The sequence below is a fragment of the Paenibacillus sp. TAF43_2 genome (assembly GCF_052113545.1).
Lineage (GTDB): Bacteria > Bacillota > Bacilli > Paenibacillales > Paenibacillaceae > Pristimantibacillus.
The window spans coordinates 32,098-52,507 of the sequence record NZ_JBFRDK010000005.1 but is presented as its reverse complement, the minus strand read 5'-3'; the positions used below and the strand labels follow the sequence as shown (position 1 = coordinate 52,507).

At 45.8% G+C, this 20,410-nt stretch carries 13 protein-coding genes and 1 pseudogene; 13 read left to right on the top strand and 1 reads right to left on the bottom strand.

Features of this window, described 5'->3' with window-relative positions; all coding sequences use genetic code 11:
- The first annotated feature begins 124 nt into the window (after positions 1-124).
- The 12 genes and pseudogenes from AB4Z17_RS02305 to AB4Z17_RS02250 all read left to right on the top strand — a co-directional run bounded on the left by AB4Z17_RS02305 (position 125) and on the right by AB4Z17_RS02250 (position 11,977).
- A complete protein-coding gene (locus AB4Z17_RS02305) occupies positions 125-703 on the top strand; it encodes a TerD family protein (RefSeq protein WP_441957912.1) in 579 nt (192 codons plus the stop codon).
- A gap of 73 nt (positions 704-776) precedes the next feature.
- Positions 777-2,057: a TerD family protein gene (locus AB4Z17_RS02300; protein WP_339205092.1), complete on the top strand. Its 1,281-nt coding sequence runs from the start codon at positions 777-779 to the stop codon at positions 2,055-2,057.
- 23 nt (positions 2,058-2,080) lie between these two features.
- On the top strand, positions 2,081-2,872 hold the full coding sequence (locus AB4Z17_RS02295) for a TerC family protein (protein ID WP_076267376.1): 792 nt from the start codon (positions 2,081-2,083) through the stop codon (positions 2,870-2,872).
- A 100-nt stretch (positions 2,873-2,972) separates the two neighbouring features.
- Entirely contained in the window at positions 2,973-4,178 is a 1,206-nt protein-coding gene (locus AB4Z17_RS02290) for an HpcH/HpaI aldolase/citrate lyase family protein (RefSeq protein WP_441912021.1), read from the top strand.
- Positions 4,120-5,421 (top strand): annotated as a pseudogene (locus tag AB4Z17_RS02285) (phosphoribosyltransferase family protein); the annotation flags it as partial. The gene AB4Z17_RS02290 and the pseudogene AB4Z17_RS02285, both read left to right, overlap by 59 nt.
- A gap of 27 nt (positions 5,422-5,448) precedes the next feature.
- Positions 5,449-6,603, top strand: a complete 1,155-nt coding sequence (locus tag AB4Z17_RS02280) for a cysteine protease StiP family protein (RefSeq protein WP_441912038.1) — start codon at positions 5,449-5,451, stop codon at positions 6,601-6,603.
- Complete coding sequence (locus AB4Z17_RS02275) at positions 6,600-7,397, top strand: HAD family hydrolase (protein ID WP_441957910.1); 798 nt, start codon at positions 6,600-6,602, stop codon at positions 7,395-7,397. The genes AB4Z17_RS02280 and AB4Z17_RS02275 overlap by 4 nt, the downstream gene beginning before the upstream one ends.
- A gap of 48 nt (positions 7,398-7,445) precedes the next feature.
- A complete protein-coding gene (locus AB4Z17_RS02270) occupies positions 7,446-8,474 on the top strand; it encodes an ATP-grasp domain-containing protein (protein ID WP_076267373.1) in 1,029 nt (342 codons plus the stop codon).
- 169 nt (positions 8,475-8,643) lie between these two features.
- Positions 8,644-9,336 carry a hypothetical protein gene (locus AB4Z17_RS02265; protein WP_076267372.1) on the top strand — a complete coding sequence of 231 codons (693 nt, stop codon included), beginning with the start codon at positions 8,644-8,646 and terminating at the stop codon, positions 9,334-9,336.
- Between the two features lie 18 nt (positions 9,337-9,354).
- A complete protein-coding gene (locus tag AB4Z17_RS02260) occupies positions 9,355-10,449 on the top strand; it encodes a toxic anion resistance protein (RefSeq protein ID WP_076267371.1) in 1,095 nt (364 codons plus the stop codon).
- A gap of 314 nt (positions 10,450-10,763) precedes the next feature.
- Complete coding sequence (locus tag AB4Z17_RS02255) at positions 10,764-11,333, top strand: hypothetical protein (protein ID WP_441912015.1); 570 nt, start codon at positions 10,764-10,766, stop codon at positions 11,331-11,333.
- A gap of 53 nt (positions 11,334-11,386) precedes the next feature.
- A complete protein-coding gene (locus AB4Z17_RS02250; RefSeq protein ID WP_339205085.1) occupies positions 11,387-11,977 on the top strand; it encodes a thymidine kinase in 591 nt (196 codons plus the stop codon).
- Positions 11,978-12,056: 79 nt separating this feature from the next.
- On the opposite strand, the gene AB4Z17_RS02245 is transcribed toward AB4Z17_RS02250, so the two are convergent.
- A complete protein-coding gene (locus tag AB4Z17_RS02245; RefSeq protein ID WP_441912013.1) occupies positions 12,057-12,503 on the bottom strand; it encodes a tellurite resistance TerB family protein in 447 nt (148 codons plus the stop codon).
- Positions 12,504-12,837: 334 nt separating this feature from the next.
- On the opposite strand from AB4Z17_RS02245, the gene AB4Z17_RS02240 reads away from it, so the two are divergent.
- Positions 12,838-20,367: a glycoside hydrolase family 3 N-terminal domain-containing protein gene (locus tag AB4Z17_RS02240; RefSeq protein WP_441957907.1), complete on the top strand. Its 7,530-nt coding sequence runs from the start codon at positions 12,838-12,840 to the stop codon at positions 20,365-20,367.
- Positions 20,368-20,410 lie beyond the last annotated feature (43 nt).

Sequence of the window (20,410 nt, the reverse complement as noted above, 5' to 3'; positions counted from 1 at the left end):
TTAAAATATAACAATTTATAAGTAAGTGAACAGCGGAAAGTCGCAGCAGATATCAAAACGGTCTAGTAGGCCTTTGCACTGACTTTGGCGTTCAAACCTAGTCAATTCAAGGAGGAATAGAACGATGTCTATAAATCTTTCCAAAGGTCAACGCATTGATCTTACAAAAACAAACCCAGGTCTTACGAAGGTTGTTCTCGGTCTAGGCTGGGATAYGAACAAATATTCAGGCGGCGGAGAAATTGACCTTGATGCGAGCGCGTTTTTGCTTCATCAGGATGGCAAAGCAAAGGACGAGAAGGACTTTGTATTCTATAATGCACTGATTGCTTATAACGGCGCTGTTGAGCATACAGGCGATAATCGTACCGGTGAGGGTGAAGGTGACGATGAGCAAATCAAAATTGATTTCCAAAAAGTCCCTCCGCACATTCAACGAATCGGAATTAGCGTTACGATTCATGATGCCGAGTCCAGGCTGCAAAACTTTGGTCAAGTATCCAATGCCTTTGTTCGTCTAGTAGACGAGTCTTCTGGAAGAGAAGTGCTGCGCTATGATCTGGGAGAAGATTTCTCCGTTGAAACAGCGATTGTCTTCTGCGAGCTGTACCGGCATGATGCCGATTGGAAGTTCCAAGCGGTAGGTTCAGGTTTCTCGGGCGGACTAGCAGCGCTTTGTCGTAATTACGGGCTTACGGTTTAATTCATCTGGCGTATAGGGTGGCAGTTTGAGGGTTTGTCACCCTATTCTATTATTACCGAAGGGCGGTTTAAGCATGGAGCTGGCATTAATGAAAGGTCAAAAAGCGGATATTACCAAAAATAATCCTTCCATAAAAAACCTTCTAGTTGGCATGGGATGGAACACTGCAGCAGGTGTAGATGTCGATTTTTCGGCTTTTCTATTACGAGCGAATGGAAAAACAGCTGGAGACCAAGATTTGATTTTTTACAGCAATCCTAAGGATGTCAGCGGTTCTATACAACTGGCAAGCGGCAATAAACGAAGTTTTGCAGGAAAAACGGATACGGAACAAGTATTGATCGCGATTAGCGATGTGCCTCAAACGATTGAACGTATTTCATTTACTTTAACCATTTATGATGGGGAAGCGAAGAGACAAAATTTTTCTAGCGTGAATGATGCCTATATCCGGGTTATTGACGAAGGAACAGGACGCGAAATTTTGCGGTATGATCTTGGAAAAAATTTCTCTATTGAGACTGCGATAGTCGTAGGAGATTTATATAGATATAATGGCGAATGGAAATTCAATGCCATTGGGTCTGGTTATTCAGGCGGTCTTGCTGCACTCTGCAATAGCTTTGGTATTGAAGTAAAGGCAGACGCTCCTGCTGAAGCGCCAACTCCAGCACCAGCACCAGTGAAAGCTCCACTTATTCCACCTAAACCTCCCGCACCAATCGTACCAGAACCAAGCAGTCCGCCAATAAGCCTCAGCAAAATTTCGCTTACCAAACGCGGTGATGTCATCAATTTACAAAAAGGTGCCGGATCACTTGGTGAGATTGTCGTTAATTTGAACTGGAATCAGAAAAAAGCCTCCACTGGTTTTTTTGGCCGTTCAAGCAGCGGTGTAGATCTAGATGTCGGATGTTTGTATGAATTAAAAAATGGTATGAAAGGTTCGGTTCAAGCGCTAGGCAACAGCTTCGGAGATTTTTCGCGAGCGCCGTACGTTTCGCTTGACGGGGATGACCGAACCGGCTCTATTACAACGGGTGAAAATCTTAGAATCAACGGTAATAAAGTTTCTGAGATTAAGAGAATTGTCATATACGCATACATCTATGAAGGAGCTACGAACTGGGCGGAGGCTGCTGGTATTGTTACCATCACACAAACAGGCGGTCCTGATATAGAGGTGCGGATGGACGAGCATAATAATCGCAAGGGTATGTGTGCGATTGCGATGATCGAGAATGTAAATGATCAAACCTTCAGCATTCAGCGGCTCGTGCAATATTTCTCAGGCCATAAAGAGCTTGACGAGGCTTATCGCTGGGGTCTCAGATGGGTACAAGGAAGCAAATAAAGAAAAATGCGGAGGTTTAAGAGATGGTCGACTTTTTTCAAAATGTAATAGCCAACTTCGGGAGCTTCTTTCACTGGGACAACTTGTCACAAGTTCTCACCAACCCGACAAACTGGGGAATAATTGCAACACTCGTTCTTTTGGAAGGCTTGTTATCGGCAGATAATGCGCTAGTACTAGCGGTTATGGTAAAGCATTTGCCGAAAGACCAGCAGAAAAAAGCGTTGTTCTACGGTATTATTGGTGCCTATATCTTCCGATTTATCGCAATCGGAGTAGGTGTCTATCTCGTACAAATTACATGGATTAAAGTAGCGGGCGGATTGTATCTGTTATGGATTGCGTTAAGCAATCTATTCCATCTGGAATTCAAGCTTGCTCGTGTCGGCAACATTCCATTAATTCCTTACATCGGCAAGAAGGGCAACGACGATGATGCAGAAGTTCAAAATAAAGGCTACGGCTTCTGGCGTACGGTACTTGCTGTTGAAATTATGGATATCGCGTTCAGTATCGACAGCGTACTAGCTGCATTCGGCGTAAGCGAAGAGGTATGGGTTCTATTCCTCGGCGGTATTCTCGGCGTTCTAATGATGCGTGGCGTCGCTCAAGTATTCCTCAAGTTGATTGACAAGTTCCCTGAGCTTGAGAAAGCGGCGTTTATTCTAATCATCGTTATCGCAGCAAAAATGATTGGCGGAGCGTATGGCTTGCATGTGCCGCACGCTTTGTTCTTCGGTTTAATTATAGCTGTATTTGGCGGTACCCTTCTTTACAGCGCAGCACGTAAGAAAAGAGAATCAAAAGCGGTTTAGATTCGATAATACTCTGTTTATGAAAAATATCCCTCAATGGATCGCGAGGGATATTTTTTCACTCTCAGATTGCTTTACACAACTTTTAGGAGGGATCACTTTGAGGTATTTTAACTATCTTACCAATGAAGAAGAGCAAAATTTCTTTTACTCCCTTCCAACTCAGTTCAATAATTATGCTGACAAAGAAGTTATTGCTCACGCGATTGGTGCAGCGCTCTACATGCCTGCCACCAAGGATAACATAGCAGATGATTTGGTAACCGGAAAACACGAAGGACTCGTGTCTATGGTGATAGACCTTGAAGATGCAGTAGGTGATAATCAAATCGAATTTGCCGAAGAGACGTTGAAGGCAACGTTGATTAAGATTGGCCGTTACATTTCGATTGGTTTGCTCCATGCCGACGATATTCCGCTTATGTTTATAAGAGTGCGCTCTGTTGAACAGCTTAAACGACTGCTCTCGTTTTTCGGTGAAGAGATTGAATATATTACAGGAATCGTGTTTCCAAAGTTCAATGTGGAGACTGGCGGTGAGTATTTAAAGCTGCTGCATGAATACAACACAAACAAACGATCAACAAGCTCTACGCTATACGGCATGCCTATTTTGGAAAGCTCTGACGTCATTTATCGCGAGAAAAGAATGGAAACGCTAATGGGCATTTCCCAGTTGCTGAATGAATATAAGGCCTATGTGCTGAATGTTCGGATTGGAGCAACAGATTTTTCGAGTTTATTTGGGCTTCGAAGAAGTCCGGATCATACGATCTACGACATCGGCGTCATTCGTGATTGTATTGCGGATATCGTAAATGTGTTTGGACGGATGGATAATCATTATGTGATCTCCGGCCCCGTATGGGAATATTTTAAAAGCGATCGCGTATTTAAGCCCCAGCTCAGGCAAACGCCTTTTGAGGAAAGCATGGGAAGACACGGACGGATTTTGCGTATGGATTATATTAATAAGTATGTGGACGGGCTTATTCGCGAGGTCGCTATGGATAAGGAAAACGGGATAATCGGCAAAACCATTATCCATCCTACCCATATTAAGCCTGTACAGTCGATGCTTGTGGTGACGCATGAGGAGTATATGGATGCCCTGCACATTATGGAAAATGAACAAGGCGATTTGGGTGTGATGAAGAGCCGTTATTCGAACAAAATGAATGAGTTCAAGCCGCATATGACATGGGCCAAACGAATATTGTTCAGATCAGACATTTATGGGGTGCTAAATGAAAACCAAAACTTCACCTGCTTGCTCGCAGAAGAACGAGAATCAGCAATCGTTTAATATTATCGGAGATTTAGAGATTGCCATTGAGGTTACGAGTAATTCATTTCATATACCGCTTGAGCAGCTTTTTCAAATGGCAGCCCGAATTAATAAAAAACGCAGTTTTTTATTCGTAAGCAAGGTGCTTGGCAAGCATATTCCTGTTCGCCCGCATGTGTCCTTATTATCGGGTGCGGCACTGGGGCTTTTATATCAGCAGTTTAAAGGTGAGAAGCTTCCTATCCAGATGGAGCAGCTGCTGCATGCCTTTGAATCTCCTGAGACAGCAGGTGAGATCTATGAACAGATGAAGCAAAATAAAATGATTATAGATGAAAAAACGCTGTTTATCGGTTTTGCGGAAACGGCAACAGCGCTTGGACACAGCATGTTCGATATGTTCGAGGGTAATGCGTCTTTCTTGCACACCACGCGGGAAAAAATCGACTATATGACGTCCTGCATCGATTTTGAGGAAGAGCATTCCCATGCGACTACACATCGCTGCTATGCTGACAATCCAGCTGTATTCGAGAATGCAGAAACGATTGTGCTGGTCGATGATGAGATGACGACCGGGAAAACGGCCATCAATATAATTCACGACTTGAATGCAAGGTATGGGAAGAAAAAATATATTGTTGCTAGTTTGCTTGATTGGCGTTCAAACGAGGATATGGAACGTTTTGATGAGCTGGAGCAAGAGCTTGGCATATCGGTAAACTGCCTATCGCTTGTTACGGGGCGGATATCTGTTAAGGGTACCCCAATTCAAAATGCTGACAAAGCAGCAGAGTTGCAAACAAATGAGTCGGAGCCTGCCATTAATGTTCTCTATGTGAACAATCGGTTTGCTAGCCTTCCCTCTTTGAATCGAGAAGTTTCCTACCTGAAGCATACTGGCCGCTTCGGATTAACGGCTGAAGAAAGCCTGGTGCTTGACGCAGAAGTAGGACAGGCGGCGGCGTTCATCCGAGAACATAGAACGGGCAGCAAGGTGCTTTGCATGGGAACCGGTGAATTTATGTTCATTCCTATGCGCGTAGCAGCAGAACTAGGCGATGATGTATGGTATCAATCGAGTACAAGAAGCCCCATTCATCCGGATTCCAGTTCACAATATGCGGTGAATACAGCTTATCCCTTTATTTCCCCTGAACATGCTGACGTCATGAATTTTATGTACAACATACCAAATGGCTATTATGATGAGATGTTTTTGTTTATGGAGCGCGAGGTTGCAGGAGCGCAAATGGAGGAGCTTAATAAGGTGCTTCTCTCCTTAGGAATCCAGCGTGTTCATATCGTTTATTTCAGTCGGAAAAGGCTTGCCGATCCGGCTCCTATCGGGAGCTATAAGCAGGAGGATGTTACTTTTTTGCTAAAAGACCTTAGCGATATTTCGTTAGAGCAGCGAACGGAGGACAGGGAAGCGGCCATGCAAACAGGCGGCCACTATTCGGAAAGCTTGCCGATTGAATATCAGCCTACTGATGAGTATATACAATTATTTCAAAACACACTCAGTGATTCGGCCATTCGAATCGCAAGAGCGGTTGGAACGGTTTCCGAGCGAATCATTCAAAAAAATGGATTTGATGTTGTGCTTGCATCCTTAGCGCGAGGCGGTACGCCAATTGGCGTATTAATTAAGCGATATATCAAGCATATGTATGGTATTGAGGTTCCGCATTATAGCCTTTCAATTATTAGAGGCAAAGGCATTGATGAGAATGCACTGCTGTATATCAATCAGAACCATCCGCATAAACGCGTGCAATTTGTAGATGGCTGGACGGGCAAAGGTGCAATTGCCAAAGTGCTCATAGCAGCTTGCAGCCAGATGAAGCAAAAATACGGCATTGAATTGAACGATGAGCTTGCGGTGCTCGCAGACCCCGGCTATTGTGCAAGTACGTTCGGGACAAGAGAGGATTTCCTCATCCCAAGCGCTTGCCTTAATTCAACGGTGTCAGGTTTAGTCAGCCGGACTGTATTGCGCAGCGATCTTATTGGCGCCGATGATTTCCATGGTGCAAAGTATTATAAGGAGTGGGAGAGCTCTGATCTGTCTCAATTATTTGTGGACACGATTTCTGCTTATTTTGATCAGACAGCTGATGACTCCAAAGCGGAAGCTCTTCAAATGGAAGCAAATCCTGCGGAAAATGAAATGACTTGGCAAGGGATGCAGGATATTGCTCGTATCCAAACTGATTTTGCAATCACTGATATTAATTTCATCAAGCCTGGCGTAGGTGAAACGACTCGTGTTCTTCTGCGCAGAGTCCCTTGGAAAATACTCGTTGATCGTCTTGATAATCCTAACTTGAAGCATATCCTGCTGCTGGCTAAGGATCGTGGTGTACCTGTGGAGGAATATCCAAACATGACCTATTCCTGCTGCGGTATTATTAAGGCTTTGAAGGGGGAGACGGAATGATCTTTGCGAGCGATTTGGACCAAACTTTAATTTATTCCGTAAGATCCAAGGGCGAGATAGAGCTTGAAGAAATGGTACCCGTTGAGCGTTATGAGGAAAGATATATTTCTTATATGACCAAGCCGGCGATTCAGAAGCTGCAAGAGCTTGTCAGCATTATGCGATTTGTTCCTGTGACGACGCGAATTCCGGAGCAATACAACCGTATCTTCGCGATAAGAGAACAGTTCCGTCCTGAATATGTGATCGTCAGCAACGGCGGTACCGTTCTCCGTAACGGAGAAATTGATCAGGAGTGGCATAGCTTCGTTCGTGAAGCTGTGAGAGAGCATTGTGCTGAGCATACGGAAATTGCGAGCCTGTTTGCGGAAATTGCTTCTACCCACTGGGTGAAGTCGACTGATCTTTGTGATGAGCTATTTTATTCCATTAAAGTAGAGAGAGATCAGCTGCCGCATGAAACGTTGGAGGAGCTGAAGCCGAAGCTTGCTTCGCGTGGCTGGAGCTACTCACTTCAAGGCCGTAAAATATATTTGGTTCCCGAGAGGGTAAGCAAGGGGGCGGCCATTCAGTATGTGAAAGAGAAGCTCGCTTCAAATTTCGTATATGCAGCCGGCGACAGCCTGCTCGATGAGAGTCTGCTGCTGGCAGCTGATTATGCCATATCGCCTGTACATGGTGAATTAGGACGATCCTATTCGGCACATCCGCATATTCAATTTACACAAGCAAGAGGCGCGCTTGCCTCGGAAGAACTGCTAGACTCCATCTTAGAGCATGCACGAAGATTATAAATGCAATCGCAAAAATATATCTAATCAGATGGAAGAAGGTTTTTATACATGACACGAGTTTATATGAATCGTTGGTTTTCGGTAGCTTATCATTATATTAATATGATTCGCAATAATCCAGACGGCGAGTCGTTTGAGTTTTTTGGCACGCACCCGGATATTAATCATATGTCCTTGCTTGCATCCGATCATATCGGAACAGAGCCTGCTGTTTTTGGACGCGAATACGTAGATTTTTGTGTAGATTTCTGCAAAAGAAACCAAATCGATATTTTCATTCCTCGTTTGCATATGGAGGAAATATCAAGATATGTTCATTTATTTGATGAGATCGGCACGAAGGTTATGGTATGCCGTGATATCGAATTGCTGGACTCCATGATTGAGAAGGATAAATTTTATGAAGCGCTGCAAGGAAAAGATCTCGTGACCATTCCAGACTACCGTGTTGTAAATACAGCAGAACAGTTCAAGCAAGCTTATGAGGAGCTCACAGCTGCTGGCCATAAGGTGTGCTTTAAGCCAACGAAGTCAGAAGGCGGCATGGGTTTCCGGATTATTGATAATGAACGGGATCCGCTGCGTGACCTGTATGGCTATGTAACCCTTTCTACAACGTTTGAGCAAGCTTATGAAACGTTGTCATTAACGGAGCATTTTGACACGCTGATGGTGATGGAGCTGCTCGACGGTACGGAGTATAGTATCGATTGTGTGGCATCTGCTGAGGGTGAACTCATTACAGCTATTCCTCGCCGCAAATCAACGGGCAGGACTTATCTATTGGAGGATACGCCGGAGCTGCTGGCGATTGCAGATCGGATTGCGACAAGCCTTCGCATTCCTTATGCCTTTAATATTCAGGTGCGTTACAACAATGGCATACCGAAATTGCTGGAGATCAACCCGCGGATGTCTGGGGGCCTTTATATTACCTGCTTGTCTGGCGTAAATATGCCTTATTTGGCCGTTCAAGCGCTGCAAGGAAAAACGATTGATCCGCCTGATCCGAAGTTCGGCATACAAGCGGGTTATGTAGAGCAGCCTTTGATCATGGAAATGAACAGAGTAGAATAACCGAAGAAAGGGGCGAGAGCCCCTTTTTTTTCATATTGTGCTCATTAATTTGGCACAACATCCTTTTTTTATTTTTTAAAATTGACTTCTATGTACCAATAACGAGATAATTGTAGGAAGAAGACGAGCATAAAGATTAGGTTCAGAAAGCTCATATGGAGGTGCAGCAATGAATGCATTGAAAAAAAACGCAGCCATCGCGATTGGCGTTTATGCAGTCGCATTAGTTGTTAATGGGATTACCTCCCCATATATAGCTATGGCGGTTCCCGTGTTCGGTTTGTTAATCGCATTATCATGGAAGCAGCGTCCAAGGAAAGAAATTAATCAGCCAACACGCGAGCCAGAGCTGCAGCAAAATACGCAAAACCCGCCCATACAACAACCAAGTGCAGCTTCAACTGCTCAAGCATCATTGGCCTCAAAGCCAGCTCCTGCAGCTGTTATTCCGCCGCAGGTTCTAGATCCGGAGCTTGCTTCTGCATTAGAATACATCGGAATCATTGAAGATATGATTTTACTCGAAGGCGAGAAAAATAATTTAGACGATGAAATTGTTCAGAAGACGCTTGCATTGCTGTCGCGGCTAAACCGATTAATTCCGGATTTAATGGCGTTAGGAGACTCAAGCATTAATCACAACATTTTGCGATTGGTGCGAAAGGATTTAAATTCGACCATTAATCCATTTCTTCGGCTCAGCGGCGAAGCGAAACGCCAGAATAGGCGGCTTTTGCTTGATGGCATTAAGGATGTAGATTCCAAGCTTACTTTTTATACGAAGACGCTTGAGCAAAAGGATCTTATGGAGCTTCATACAAAGGCTGAATTAATTCAGCAGCGTTATCGACTTACTGACTAATGAAGGGGGAAATGAACAATGGCGCAACAACTCGTACAATTAAAAAATGAAGATATTCAAAAGCTGGAGCAAGAAGTGCAAAGCACGATGCAGAAGGTAGCGACAACCGATGCTATGCATCTGGATACACTAATGGATGAGATTACGAAAAAAGGCCAGAAGACGCTTGAGCGTTCAAGCCAGACGCTTACGATGCTCGAGAGACCGCTGTCGGATCTCATGTCAGGCAAACGGTCTGAGGTAGCAAACAACATGCTTAAGCTTCGCAGCGAGGTTGAGGATTTGAGCAAAAGCAAGCAGCTCTCGCTCGTGCAGAAGCTGCTTCGGAAAGCACCGATGAAGGCTTATATTTATAAATATCAATCTGCAAAGTCTAACGTGCAGGTGATCGTCAAATCGCTCAGAGATGGCCGCGACAACTTGGAAGAGAACGTCATTCACATGAGAAACTTGAAGCGCAGCAGTCTAGACAATGTATATGACCTGCAGCTGCTTGTCGAATATGGCAATCGTCTCAAAAAAATGTTCGAAGAGGAAATTGCTAAGCCCGAGAACGAGCACCGGAAAACCTATTTGGAGCGCGGACTACGCAAGGTTGTAACGAAGCTTCAAACGTATACGGAAATGATCATGCTTTATCAGCAAGCGATTGCCGCAACGGATATTATTAATGATACAAATGATAAGCTAATGGATGCGCTGGACAGCTCGATTGATAAAACCCAGCATCTCATGTCGGTTTCAGTCTTGATTGCCAGTGCGATTGATGACCAGATGAAGGCAATAGAAGCTGTCAATTCAACGAATGAAATGTTAGGCAATCAATTTGCTGAGAACGCGCGTCTTTTGAATGAAACGAGCGAGCGAGCTAATCAAGCATTAACGAAGCCGGCTATGAGCATGGAGCTTGTGGAGCGGGCAATGTCGGATCTCTTCTCCGCGATGGACAAGTACGAGAACTCCAATCGACAAATTATACAAACGGTATCCCAGCAAACGGAAAAAATGACGCAAATTAATCAAAAGGTTGGACAACGCTTAGGCATTCAAGCGGGTTCTGGAGCTAGCCAAGCGGAGCTTCCTTCTTCAGCAGCCAAAGGATTTTTGGAGTAAATCAAAAAAGCATAATTAGCAGGACGAGCTCTCCAAGGGCTCGTTTTTTTGCGTTTTTTGAGAAGAAATGACGGATGTCCTACAAGTAATGGCTCATAAAGCATAAAGAAACAGCATAGTCTTAAAGAAAAAACGAGGTGATCATGCTATGATTGGCGAAATTGCCATAGCTGCACTCATTGTCGTCTTAATTGTTGTTGCCAGCTTTGAACGGGCGGAGGATATTTTGAAAGATTTTTAAGCATCGCTGTTTGTGTTCACCTCTGATTTGGTATAATAGGATGAATTATACTGGCTGATCGGAGGTGTTCCAATTGGAGTTTACCTATGAAATTATTTCGGAGTCGAATATTAATGTACGGTTCATCTATGGCGGCGAGTGGTTTACTTTTAATCTGTTCAATCGAGACCAGCAATGGGTCCTTCATCCTTTTGATTCCTCTTTGATTCGCAATAAAGATATGAGCAGGCTTGTCATAGCAGATTTGATCCAGCATAAGCCTTTTCAAGTGATGTTAGCCAAAGAAGGCATTCTTCTTTCCGAGCTGAATACATCCATTCCGCTTGGACAGCAGGAGGAGACAGAGGTGGAGTACGAAGCGCTTCCTCGTATAGGGCGCGGTGGTTCGGACCTAATCTTTGATGAACAGCGTTCTTCCAAGCCAGAAGAAATCAATATCGAACAGTTAATTGAAGAAAACGACCTGGAGGATCTTATTCGGCTCGAGGTACAAATGATTGAATCGCGTCAAAATCTTTATAATCAAATATTGCACCGAATGTTCATGGCTGATCTAGGTCCAACCGACCCGGAATTCCAGAAAATTCAACAAATTGTCAAAACATATGGGGAAGCGAAAACAAGGCTCCAAACGATACAATAACGGAGTCACTTCCTGTATAATAGAAGCACTGAATGGTTCTGGAGGAGATTAGGTTGGCACAGCTTTATTACAAATATGGAACAATGAACAGCGGTAAATCTTTCGAAATCATTAAAGTGGCTCACAATTATGAAGAGCAAGGCAAGCAGGTTCTTATTTATTCACCATCGGTAAGTGCAAGAGGCGGTGTGGATCGTGTAGGTTCTCGTGTAGGGTTCGAGCGGGAGTCCATTCCGGTTCAAGAGGATACGAACCTTTTTGAAAGTGTGAAAAGCTTCGTTGCAGGAGCTGCACCATCCAAAATTTATTGCGTACTCGTGGATGAGGCGCAGTTTTTGAAGAAACATCATATTTTGGAGCTTACACAAGTCGTTGATGAGCTTAACATCCCTGTTATGGCATTTGGGCTCAAAAACGATTTTCAAAATCAATTATTTGAGGGCAGCTATAACTTGCTCGTGCAGGCGGATAAAATTGAAGAGATTAAAACCATTTGCTGGTTCTGTGATCGGAAAGCAACAATGGTTATACGCTATAATGACGGACAGCCGATGAATGCAGGTGCGCAAATCCAGATTGGCGGCAACGAGGATTATAAGCCTGTATGCAGACGCTGCTATAATGAAGCTTTTCGCAATGCGTAAGCAGAGGTAATAACAATACAAAAGAACCTCCAGATCCACTGTTGCAGTGGCTTTGGAGGTTCTTTTGTTTGGTTTGCTATTAAAGACTGAATTCACTTGGATTAAGTCCAAGGGTATTGCAAATGTCACGCACAGCAGCTTGTTCCTTCATATCGAAATCGCCGTCTGCTGCTCCGATTGCGCTGCACACACCAACGATTACACGAGCGACGTCTGGTTTGCTGCGGAATTTGGCAATCGCTTTAAGCGCCTCTTGCTTGCCAATCATCGCGTCAAACTCCATATTGCCTACAAAGTGATTGAAACGGTTAATCACATCACTCATATCAAAAACTTTTAATTCTTCGCTGCGGCCTATGTAGCCGGCCATTTTTTGTTTTTCATTGGAGTCGACGGAACCGTCTGCTGCTGCTACAATCGCACAGCCAGCTACTACCGCATCTAGGAAATCTTTATTTTTAAATTTTTTGACCTGATCGGTTAGTCCTTGCTTACTTGTTTGCAGCCATGATTTGAAAGAGCTCATTTAGCTCAGCCTCCTAGGGTGAATTTAAATCTTATTATTCTATTGTAGATTTAATTGGGGTCATTTAGCAAATTTTGCGGTAAATTGTCTGTTTATGCTGTTAGATTAGATCGTTGAATGAGAAGGAAATAGGATGAACTATAGAATGAGAGACAATGTATTTTTGAAATCGATTACATTATACAAAAAACAACGCACATCATCTTAAAAATGACTCATATTATGAAATCGTTTTCAATTTTATACTTGTAAGTAATCTCGTCTACAGCTGTCCATTACAATTAAGAAGGGATATGCCGTGAGACGACAATCATAGTTATGGGGAGGGTTTGGTTTGAAAAGAAAAATGTCGATGATGACGGCGATGCTGCTTGTCATATCGCTAATGACGAGCTTGCTTTCAGTAGGAGCAGCGCCTTTGGCGCAGTCAAATGGGGGATTGCCGACGTACTTGGACCCATCAAAAAGCGTGGATGCAAGGGCGGCGGATCTGCTTGCCCGGATGACACTAGAAGAGCGCGCAGGACAAATGATACAGCCAGAGAAGTCGAATATTACACCTGAGGAAGTAAGGCAATATTTTATCGGCTCGGTGCTTAGCGGCGGCGGTTCGTTCCCAAGCGGCAAGCAGCAGGACAGCACGCGTGAAAATTGGCAGACGCTTATAGACGGCTATCAGGACGGCGCGCTTTCTACGCGTCTTGGGATTCCGCTGCTGTATGGCGTAGACGGAGTACACGGACATAACAATGTGAAGGGAGCAACCTTGTTCCCGCATAATATCGGTTTGGGTGCAGCGAATAATGCTGAGCTGGTGAAACAAATCGGCGCCGCGACAGCAAAGGAAATACGCGCAACCGGAGCAAATTGGGATTTTGCGCCGACGATTGCAGCCCCGCAGGATATTCGGTGGGGCCGAACCTATGAAGGATACAGCGGCAATCAAGCGATATCCAAGGTGCTTGGTGCAGCATACATTCAAGGGCTGCAAGGAGAAACAGCTGCGGAGCGCAGTCAGACGAAACATGTCGTTGGCGCTGCGAAGCATTTTTTAGGTGAAGGCTATACGGATAACGGCGTTAACCAAGGGAATATAACGAAGTACACAGAGGATCAGCTCATTGCAAGTGATTTAGAGATGTACAAAGCTGCCGTTGATGCAGGTGTACAAACGGTAATGGCATCTTACCACAGCATTCAAGGCCTTAAGATGCATGCGAATAAGCGGCTTCTTACGGATGTGCTGAAGGGTGAGCTTGGATTTAAAGGTTTTGTTATTTCGGATTATAATGCGATTCAGCAAATCACGCGTGATCAAGACGGCAAAGCAGTCAGCGGCTTGAAAGATCAGCTGAAAGCATCCGTTAATGCAGGCGTAGATATGTTCATGCTGACGGGTGACTGGAGAGCCAGCCTTGAGCATTTAATTAGTCTTGTTAAGGATGGCAGTATTACGGAAGAGCGTATCAATGATGCAGTTCTTCGTATTTTGAAGGTGAAAATTTCATCTGGCCTATTTGAGAATCCAAAGACAGATACGGATTTGGCAGGCTACTTCGGTGCATCTGAGCATCGTGCGCTTGCGCGTCAAGCTGCGGCGGAGTCGCTCGTTCTTCTGAAGAACGATGAGGTGAACGGTTCACCGATTATGTCTCAGCTGAAGGATATGGACAAAATCTTCGTAGCAGGTAAAAATGCGAACGATATCGGCAACCAATCTGGCGGCTGGTCGATTACTTGGCAGGGAGCATCCGGGGCGATTACGACCGGAACGACAATTTATGAAGGGCTCAAAGAGGTTGCAGGAGCCGCGAAGACGGTAACGTACAACAAGCATGGCCGCGGCGCTGCTGGCTATGACGTAGCTATTGCTGTTGTAGGCGAAACGCCTTATGCAGAAACGAATGGAGATCGTACGAGCCTGAATCTCGACGAAGAGGATCTGGCAACGATTGCAAATATTCGTGCAGCTGATCCGAACATTCCACTCGTTGTTGTTCTTGTATCCGGACGCCCGCTTACGATAGCGGATCAACTGGGTGACTGGGATGCGCTTGTCGCAGCATGGCTTCCAGGTACGGAAGGTCAAGGCGTGGCTGATGTACTAATTGGGGGCAAACCGTTTAAAGGGAAAAACCCGATCAAATGGCCATTTTATGTAACGAATAATTATCCAATTATGACCGAATCCAGTCCGAATTTGCTGTTTCCTATCGGATACGGCTTGACGAGCGGGCAGGCTACGCCTGATCTGCCGAGCAAGCCTGTAGAACCAGAGAAGCCTTCACTGCCTATCCCGGGCAAGGTCGAGGCGGAAGCGTTCGATGCGAAGAGCAGCGGATTAAATACAGAGGACGCGCAGGACATTGGCGGCGGCAAAAATATTGGCTGGACGTCCGGCGGCGCATGGCTGGATTATAGGGTGAAAGTGAGTGAACCCGGTACCTATAAAGCCGATTTCCGCTATGCTGGCAACGGCGGCGCAACTGGGATTAAGATTAAGAGCGAAGGGGGAGCGACGCTTGGCACATTGAGCGTAGGCTCCACTGGAGGCTGGCAAAGCTGGCAAACGGCCAGCGTCGAGAATATCRTGCTAAGCCAAGCAGGCATTCAAAAGCTGAGGCTTGAGTTTATTGCCGGAGACATTAATTTTAACTGGGTAGAGTTTACGCGCACAGGCGATGTTCCAGCTGGCGGCGGCGGTGGCGGCACTGATCCAGGTAATGGAGGCGGCGAACAGCCAGCACTGATTAGCGGAGCTGTTGAGGCATGGATCTCCAGTGAACGTGATGCGGGTGACCGCAAATGGTATTATGCGGATCGTTATCAAGCTGGCGATAAGAAGCTGGAGCAGCAGACGAATTTAGATATTACCCTTCCAGATAACAGCAAAGCGACAACGATTACGATAAATCCGGATAAAAAGTATCAAACGATGCTGGGAATTGGTTCGTCCATGGAAGAAGCGACGATTCATAATCTTGTGAAAATGTCTCCGGAGAAGCAGACAGAGCTGCTTCGCCAATTAATCGACAAGGATAACGGCATCGGCATGAGCTTGATTCGCCTAACGATCGGAACCTCCGATTTTACAGCGCAAAAGTTTTATTCGTACGATGATTTGCCTGCCGGTGAAACGGACGTTGAGCTTAAGAAATTTTCCATTCAGAAGGATATTGATTTTGGCATCATTCCAACCGTCAAAAAGATACAAGCGATTAATCCCGATGTTCAGTTTTTTGCATCGCCTTGGAGCCCTCCAGGCTGGATGAAAACAACGGGCAGCATGGTTAGAGGCCAAGTGAAGGAAGAATACCTTCCTGTGCTTGCAGATTATTATGTGAAATTTTTAGAGGCTTACGCAGAGCATGGCATCTACTTTGAAGGCATGACGCTGCAAAATGAGCCGCTGCTCGAAATTGATTATCCAAGTACAGCGATGTCATGGCAGCAAGCGTCACGTCTAGCCAAGCTGCTGCGGGCGAAGCTAGATCAGAATAGCAATGCAAAAATCAAAAGTGTAAAGCTATGGATGTTCGACCACAATCCTGGCGATACGATGGCTTATCCAGCACAAATTCTGGGCAATTCCGTAGAAGGGGCTTACGATGCCATAGAAGGGACGGCGTTCCACGATTATGGCGGCGAGCTGTCCATGATGACGGAGCTTCAAAAGCTGTTCCCGCAGAAAAGCGTGTATTTGACGGAGCGTGCGGTATGGGGCACTACGGGTGCTGACCGAATCGCACAATATTTCCGCAACTATGCCAAAAGCTATAACAGCTGGGTTACGATGCTGGACAGCGATATTTCATCCCATCAATGGGTAGGCATTCCTGATCCGACCCCAGTCGTACAGGATTCCTCGAATCCAGATCACTACTGGCTGCTGCCGGAGTATTATTTGATGGGGCAGTTTACGAAATTCGTGAAGCCTGGTTATGTGCGAATCGATAGCAATTACGGCTCGGCTGCGACAGTAACCAACGTTGCGTTTGCAAGCCCAGACGGCAAAGAAATTGTAACGGTTGTCATCAACCAAACGAGTGACCCGCAGCCATTTAAAATTATAGTTGATGGACTTCAAATTGAAGCGGTCATTCCAGCCAAATCAGCAGCAACCTATCGCTGGAATCGTACGCAAATAACAAACGTTCCAGCAACGATTGACGCTACGCGCTTTGCTTCAGCAGAAGGCGAGTTCCAGGTTAATCCGAACGGATACTTAGGTTCTTTTGCACCAAATGGAACAGCGTCGTTCGATTATGTTGTAAATGTAGCAGAAGCAGGCGAGTATGAACTCGATCTGGCGATTGCAGGTTTCCAAACGGATGGTCTAGTTGGCTTTGAACTGGATGGCCAGCCGCTTGTGTCACTGCCGATCAATCAGACGACGTACCAATGGGAGTACTTCGCTAATCGCCGCGAGCGCGTTATGCTTCCAGAGGGTGCGCATAAATTAACGATGAAAGTGAGTAAAAACGACTTCAATGTTAGAAGTATTGCGTTCACGAAGGCGGATAAGGCAGCTATTTCACTTCCTGCATCTATAGAGGCGAGTAAATTCACATCTGCCTATAATGTACTCGTAAACGGCTCAGTGGTCAGCTATGCCGATCCGAATGATTGGATGGAATATAAGGTGCAGGTTCCGGCGGATGGAAACTACGGTATAACGTATCAATATTCCACGACCTATGACGGAGCGAAAGCTGAGCTTTCACTAGGAGGAAATGTACTGAAAACGACTGAGCTTCCAAACAGCGAGAGCTGGGATGCTTGGGCAATGGCTTCAGATACAGTTGCTCTGACTGAAGGTGTTCATACGCTAAGAGTTCGAATCGTTGATCAAGGCTTCAACTTGAATGCCATTGCGGTTGGGCCTGCTATTATCGCAGATGCCTCAGCCGTAACAGAAGGTGCAGAGGCTGGAAGCCATATTTTTGTCCGGCTGCTTAACGACACGTATAAAGAGGAGCTGACTTCCTCCAATTGGTCCATCGAAGGGTATGCGGGAACGGTTGTAGACAGCGTTTATCGTGTTGATGACCATATGGCTAAGCTTACCTTAGGAGGAGGGGCGACTAGAGACTATGACTCTGATCGTACCGCTACGGTAACAGCCAGCACATATGAAGCTGCTTCTGGAAGCACAGGTAAGACGATGAGCTCTAAAGTTATCATTAAGGCTATTGATGATGCGGAGTCGTTATCCTTGTCAGAGAGACAGATTGCTTATGGCGTAAATAACAAGGAGCTAATCGTTACCCTTGCTGGCGGTACATTCGTGCAGAGTCAGCTTGGAGCGATAACCGTATCGGGAGCGGCGACCACGCAAGGAGGCGTATCACTGCGCTCGGCGGAGCTTCTCAGCCCTAATCGAGTGAAGCTTACGCTGAACTGGAGCGGAACCGTTTACTATAATGAATTGGAATTGCAGGTTAACGTTCCACTGCAAGCCTACGATGATTCAACAGGAGGTACGGCGTTAAACGCTATGGCAGTGCTGCTTGGAACCGAAAATGTGAAGGAGCCAGTAAATCTTTTGTCCCTTGATTCCTTGGATCAGTTCAATCGATTAAAAGGATTCGCAGTGTCTGGAACAGGAAGCGCGAGCAGGCTAACCCAAATTGATGCGGGCGATTATGCCGATTATTTGGTGCACGTGCCAGCAACTGGTTCCTATGTTGCAACCTTTAAGGCTACATCTGGCGGCCAAGCTGTGAATGGCATCGTGCTGGAGGCGCAAGACGGCGCTGTTCGGAAAACGATTAACGTACCAAACCTTTACAACCAGGTCGTTGAAATGCGAATCGTCATTGATCTCGTTGAAGGTGACCAAAAGCTTCGTATTCTGGCTGGAGCATCCGGCTACGAGCTTAGAGGCATTAAATTTGAGCCGTATGTTGTACAGGTAATGGATCAGAGCGGCGTTATGAAAATTGAAGCGGAAAGCTACACCCATGCGGATGCGGCTGCTGTTCAAAGCAATATGGACGGACAAACGCTGTTATTCAAAAACGTAGGCTTTATCGCGGCAGCAGGCTCGCTTTATTTTGACGTAAATATCGCAAAATCGAGCTTCTACAAAGTGACCTACCGTTATGCAACGCCGCAAGCTGGCGTGAGTGGAACGTTGTCCGTGAATGGGCAAAAGTTGTCTACTACGCCGCTAGGAGCAAGTGGCGGATGGGATAAATATGCGGAGGCTTCTGGCATTGTAGAGCTTGCAGAAGGCGTACAAACGATTCAATTTACTAGCAATAATGATGGGGCAAACCTGGATTGGATCACGCTTGAGCAGACTGAAGCGGTTACGCAAATTACAGGTGCCACAGCGCTTCCGACTGCTTCGTTGAAAGCTGGAGCCTACAAAGGAACCAAAACGGTTGCTTTAACGACTGCTACAGAAGGGGCTGCCATTTACTATACAACAGATGGATCGCTGCCTAGCAGTACAAACGGGCAATTGTACAAAGGAGAGCTTAAGCTCTCGGAGCTGACAGTGCTCCGCACGATTGCGATTAAAGCAGGAATGAAGGACAGCTTTGTTGCACCATTTACGTATATCATTACGCCAGGGGAAGAGCCAACACCAACACCAACGCCGACGACACCAACGGAGCCAACACCAACACCGACGTCACCGACGGGGCCAGCTGTAACGCCAGCTCCTACGACGCCTCCGAGTGGGAAGGGCACAATACCGGCACCAACTCCGGTCATGGACACGGCTAGCGGACTTGGTAAAACTGCGATAAGCCAAAAGCTTATCGACGAAGCTTTGAAAGCAGTAGAAGGAAATAATGGTACCGTTCAAACCATTACAATTAAAGTACCGAGTGTAAATGGAGCTAAAGGCTACGAGGTGCAATTGCCTAAAGGGACTATTAGCGAGGCTAAGCTGTCGGTACAGTATGAAATTCAGACAGGTACGGGTACGATTGTTGTACCAAGCCATATGTTGAAATCACTGCCTTCGGATGCGAAAAACGTGTCCATTGTGATTGCGAACATCGATAAAACAAAGCTTAGAGAAGAAGTGAGAGCAGCCATCGGCAGCCGTCCTGCGGTTGAGCTGAATCTCTACGTTGACGGCGTTAAAGTGGAATGGAGCAATCCAGAAGCTGCTGTAAACGTATCGTTTAGTTATACTCCAACAGCTGATGAGCTGGCGAGCAGCGAGCAGATTACAGTGTGGTATTTCGACGCAGCAGGTAAAGTGATTGCAGTGCCAAGCGGCAAGTATGACAAATCGCAAGGTGCTGTGCTTTTCACAGTAAATCATTTCAGTACGTATGGCGTAGTATTCGTAAGCAAAACGTTTGACGATCTTGGCAAATATCCTTGGGCGCAACAAGCGATTAAGGTAATGTCGGCTAAAGGCGTCATCAACGGCATATCGGATAATGCATACGCTCCAGCTCAAAATGTGAAGCGGGCAGATTTTATTACCCTGCTCGTGAAAACTTTAGGTCTTAACGCTGCGTATGATAGTCAGTTTACCGATGTCGCAAAGGGTTCTTATTATTATGATGCGGTTGCCATTGCGAAGAAGCTTGGCGTAGTAACTGGCCGTGCGGACGGTACGTTTGATCCGAATGCCTCCATTACAAGGCAAGAAATGATCGCGATGACAGCAAGAGCGTTAAATATTTCTGGCAAAAAGCTGCAAGCAGGAAGCTCGGAGCAGTTGAAATCGTTCACCGATTTGAAGCAGCTAGCAGCTTATGCTACGGACAGTGCTGCTCTTCTCGTAGCGAACGGCATTGTGAAGGGCGACGGCGCTAAGCTTAACCCGCTTGGTTATACAACCCGCGCGGAAGCAGCTGTTATTATGTATGCCATTTACAACAAGCAATAAGTTTGGGATGAGCGATGCGGCTCATTAAATGACCAGGAAGAAG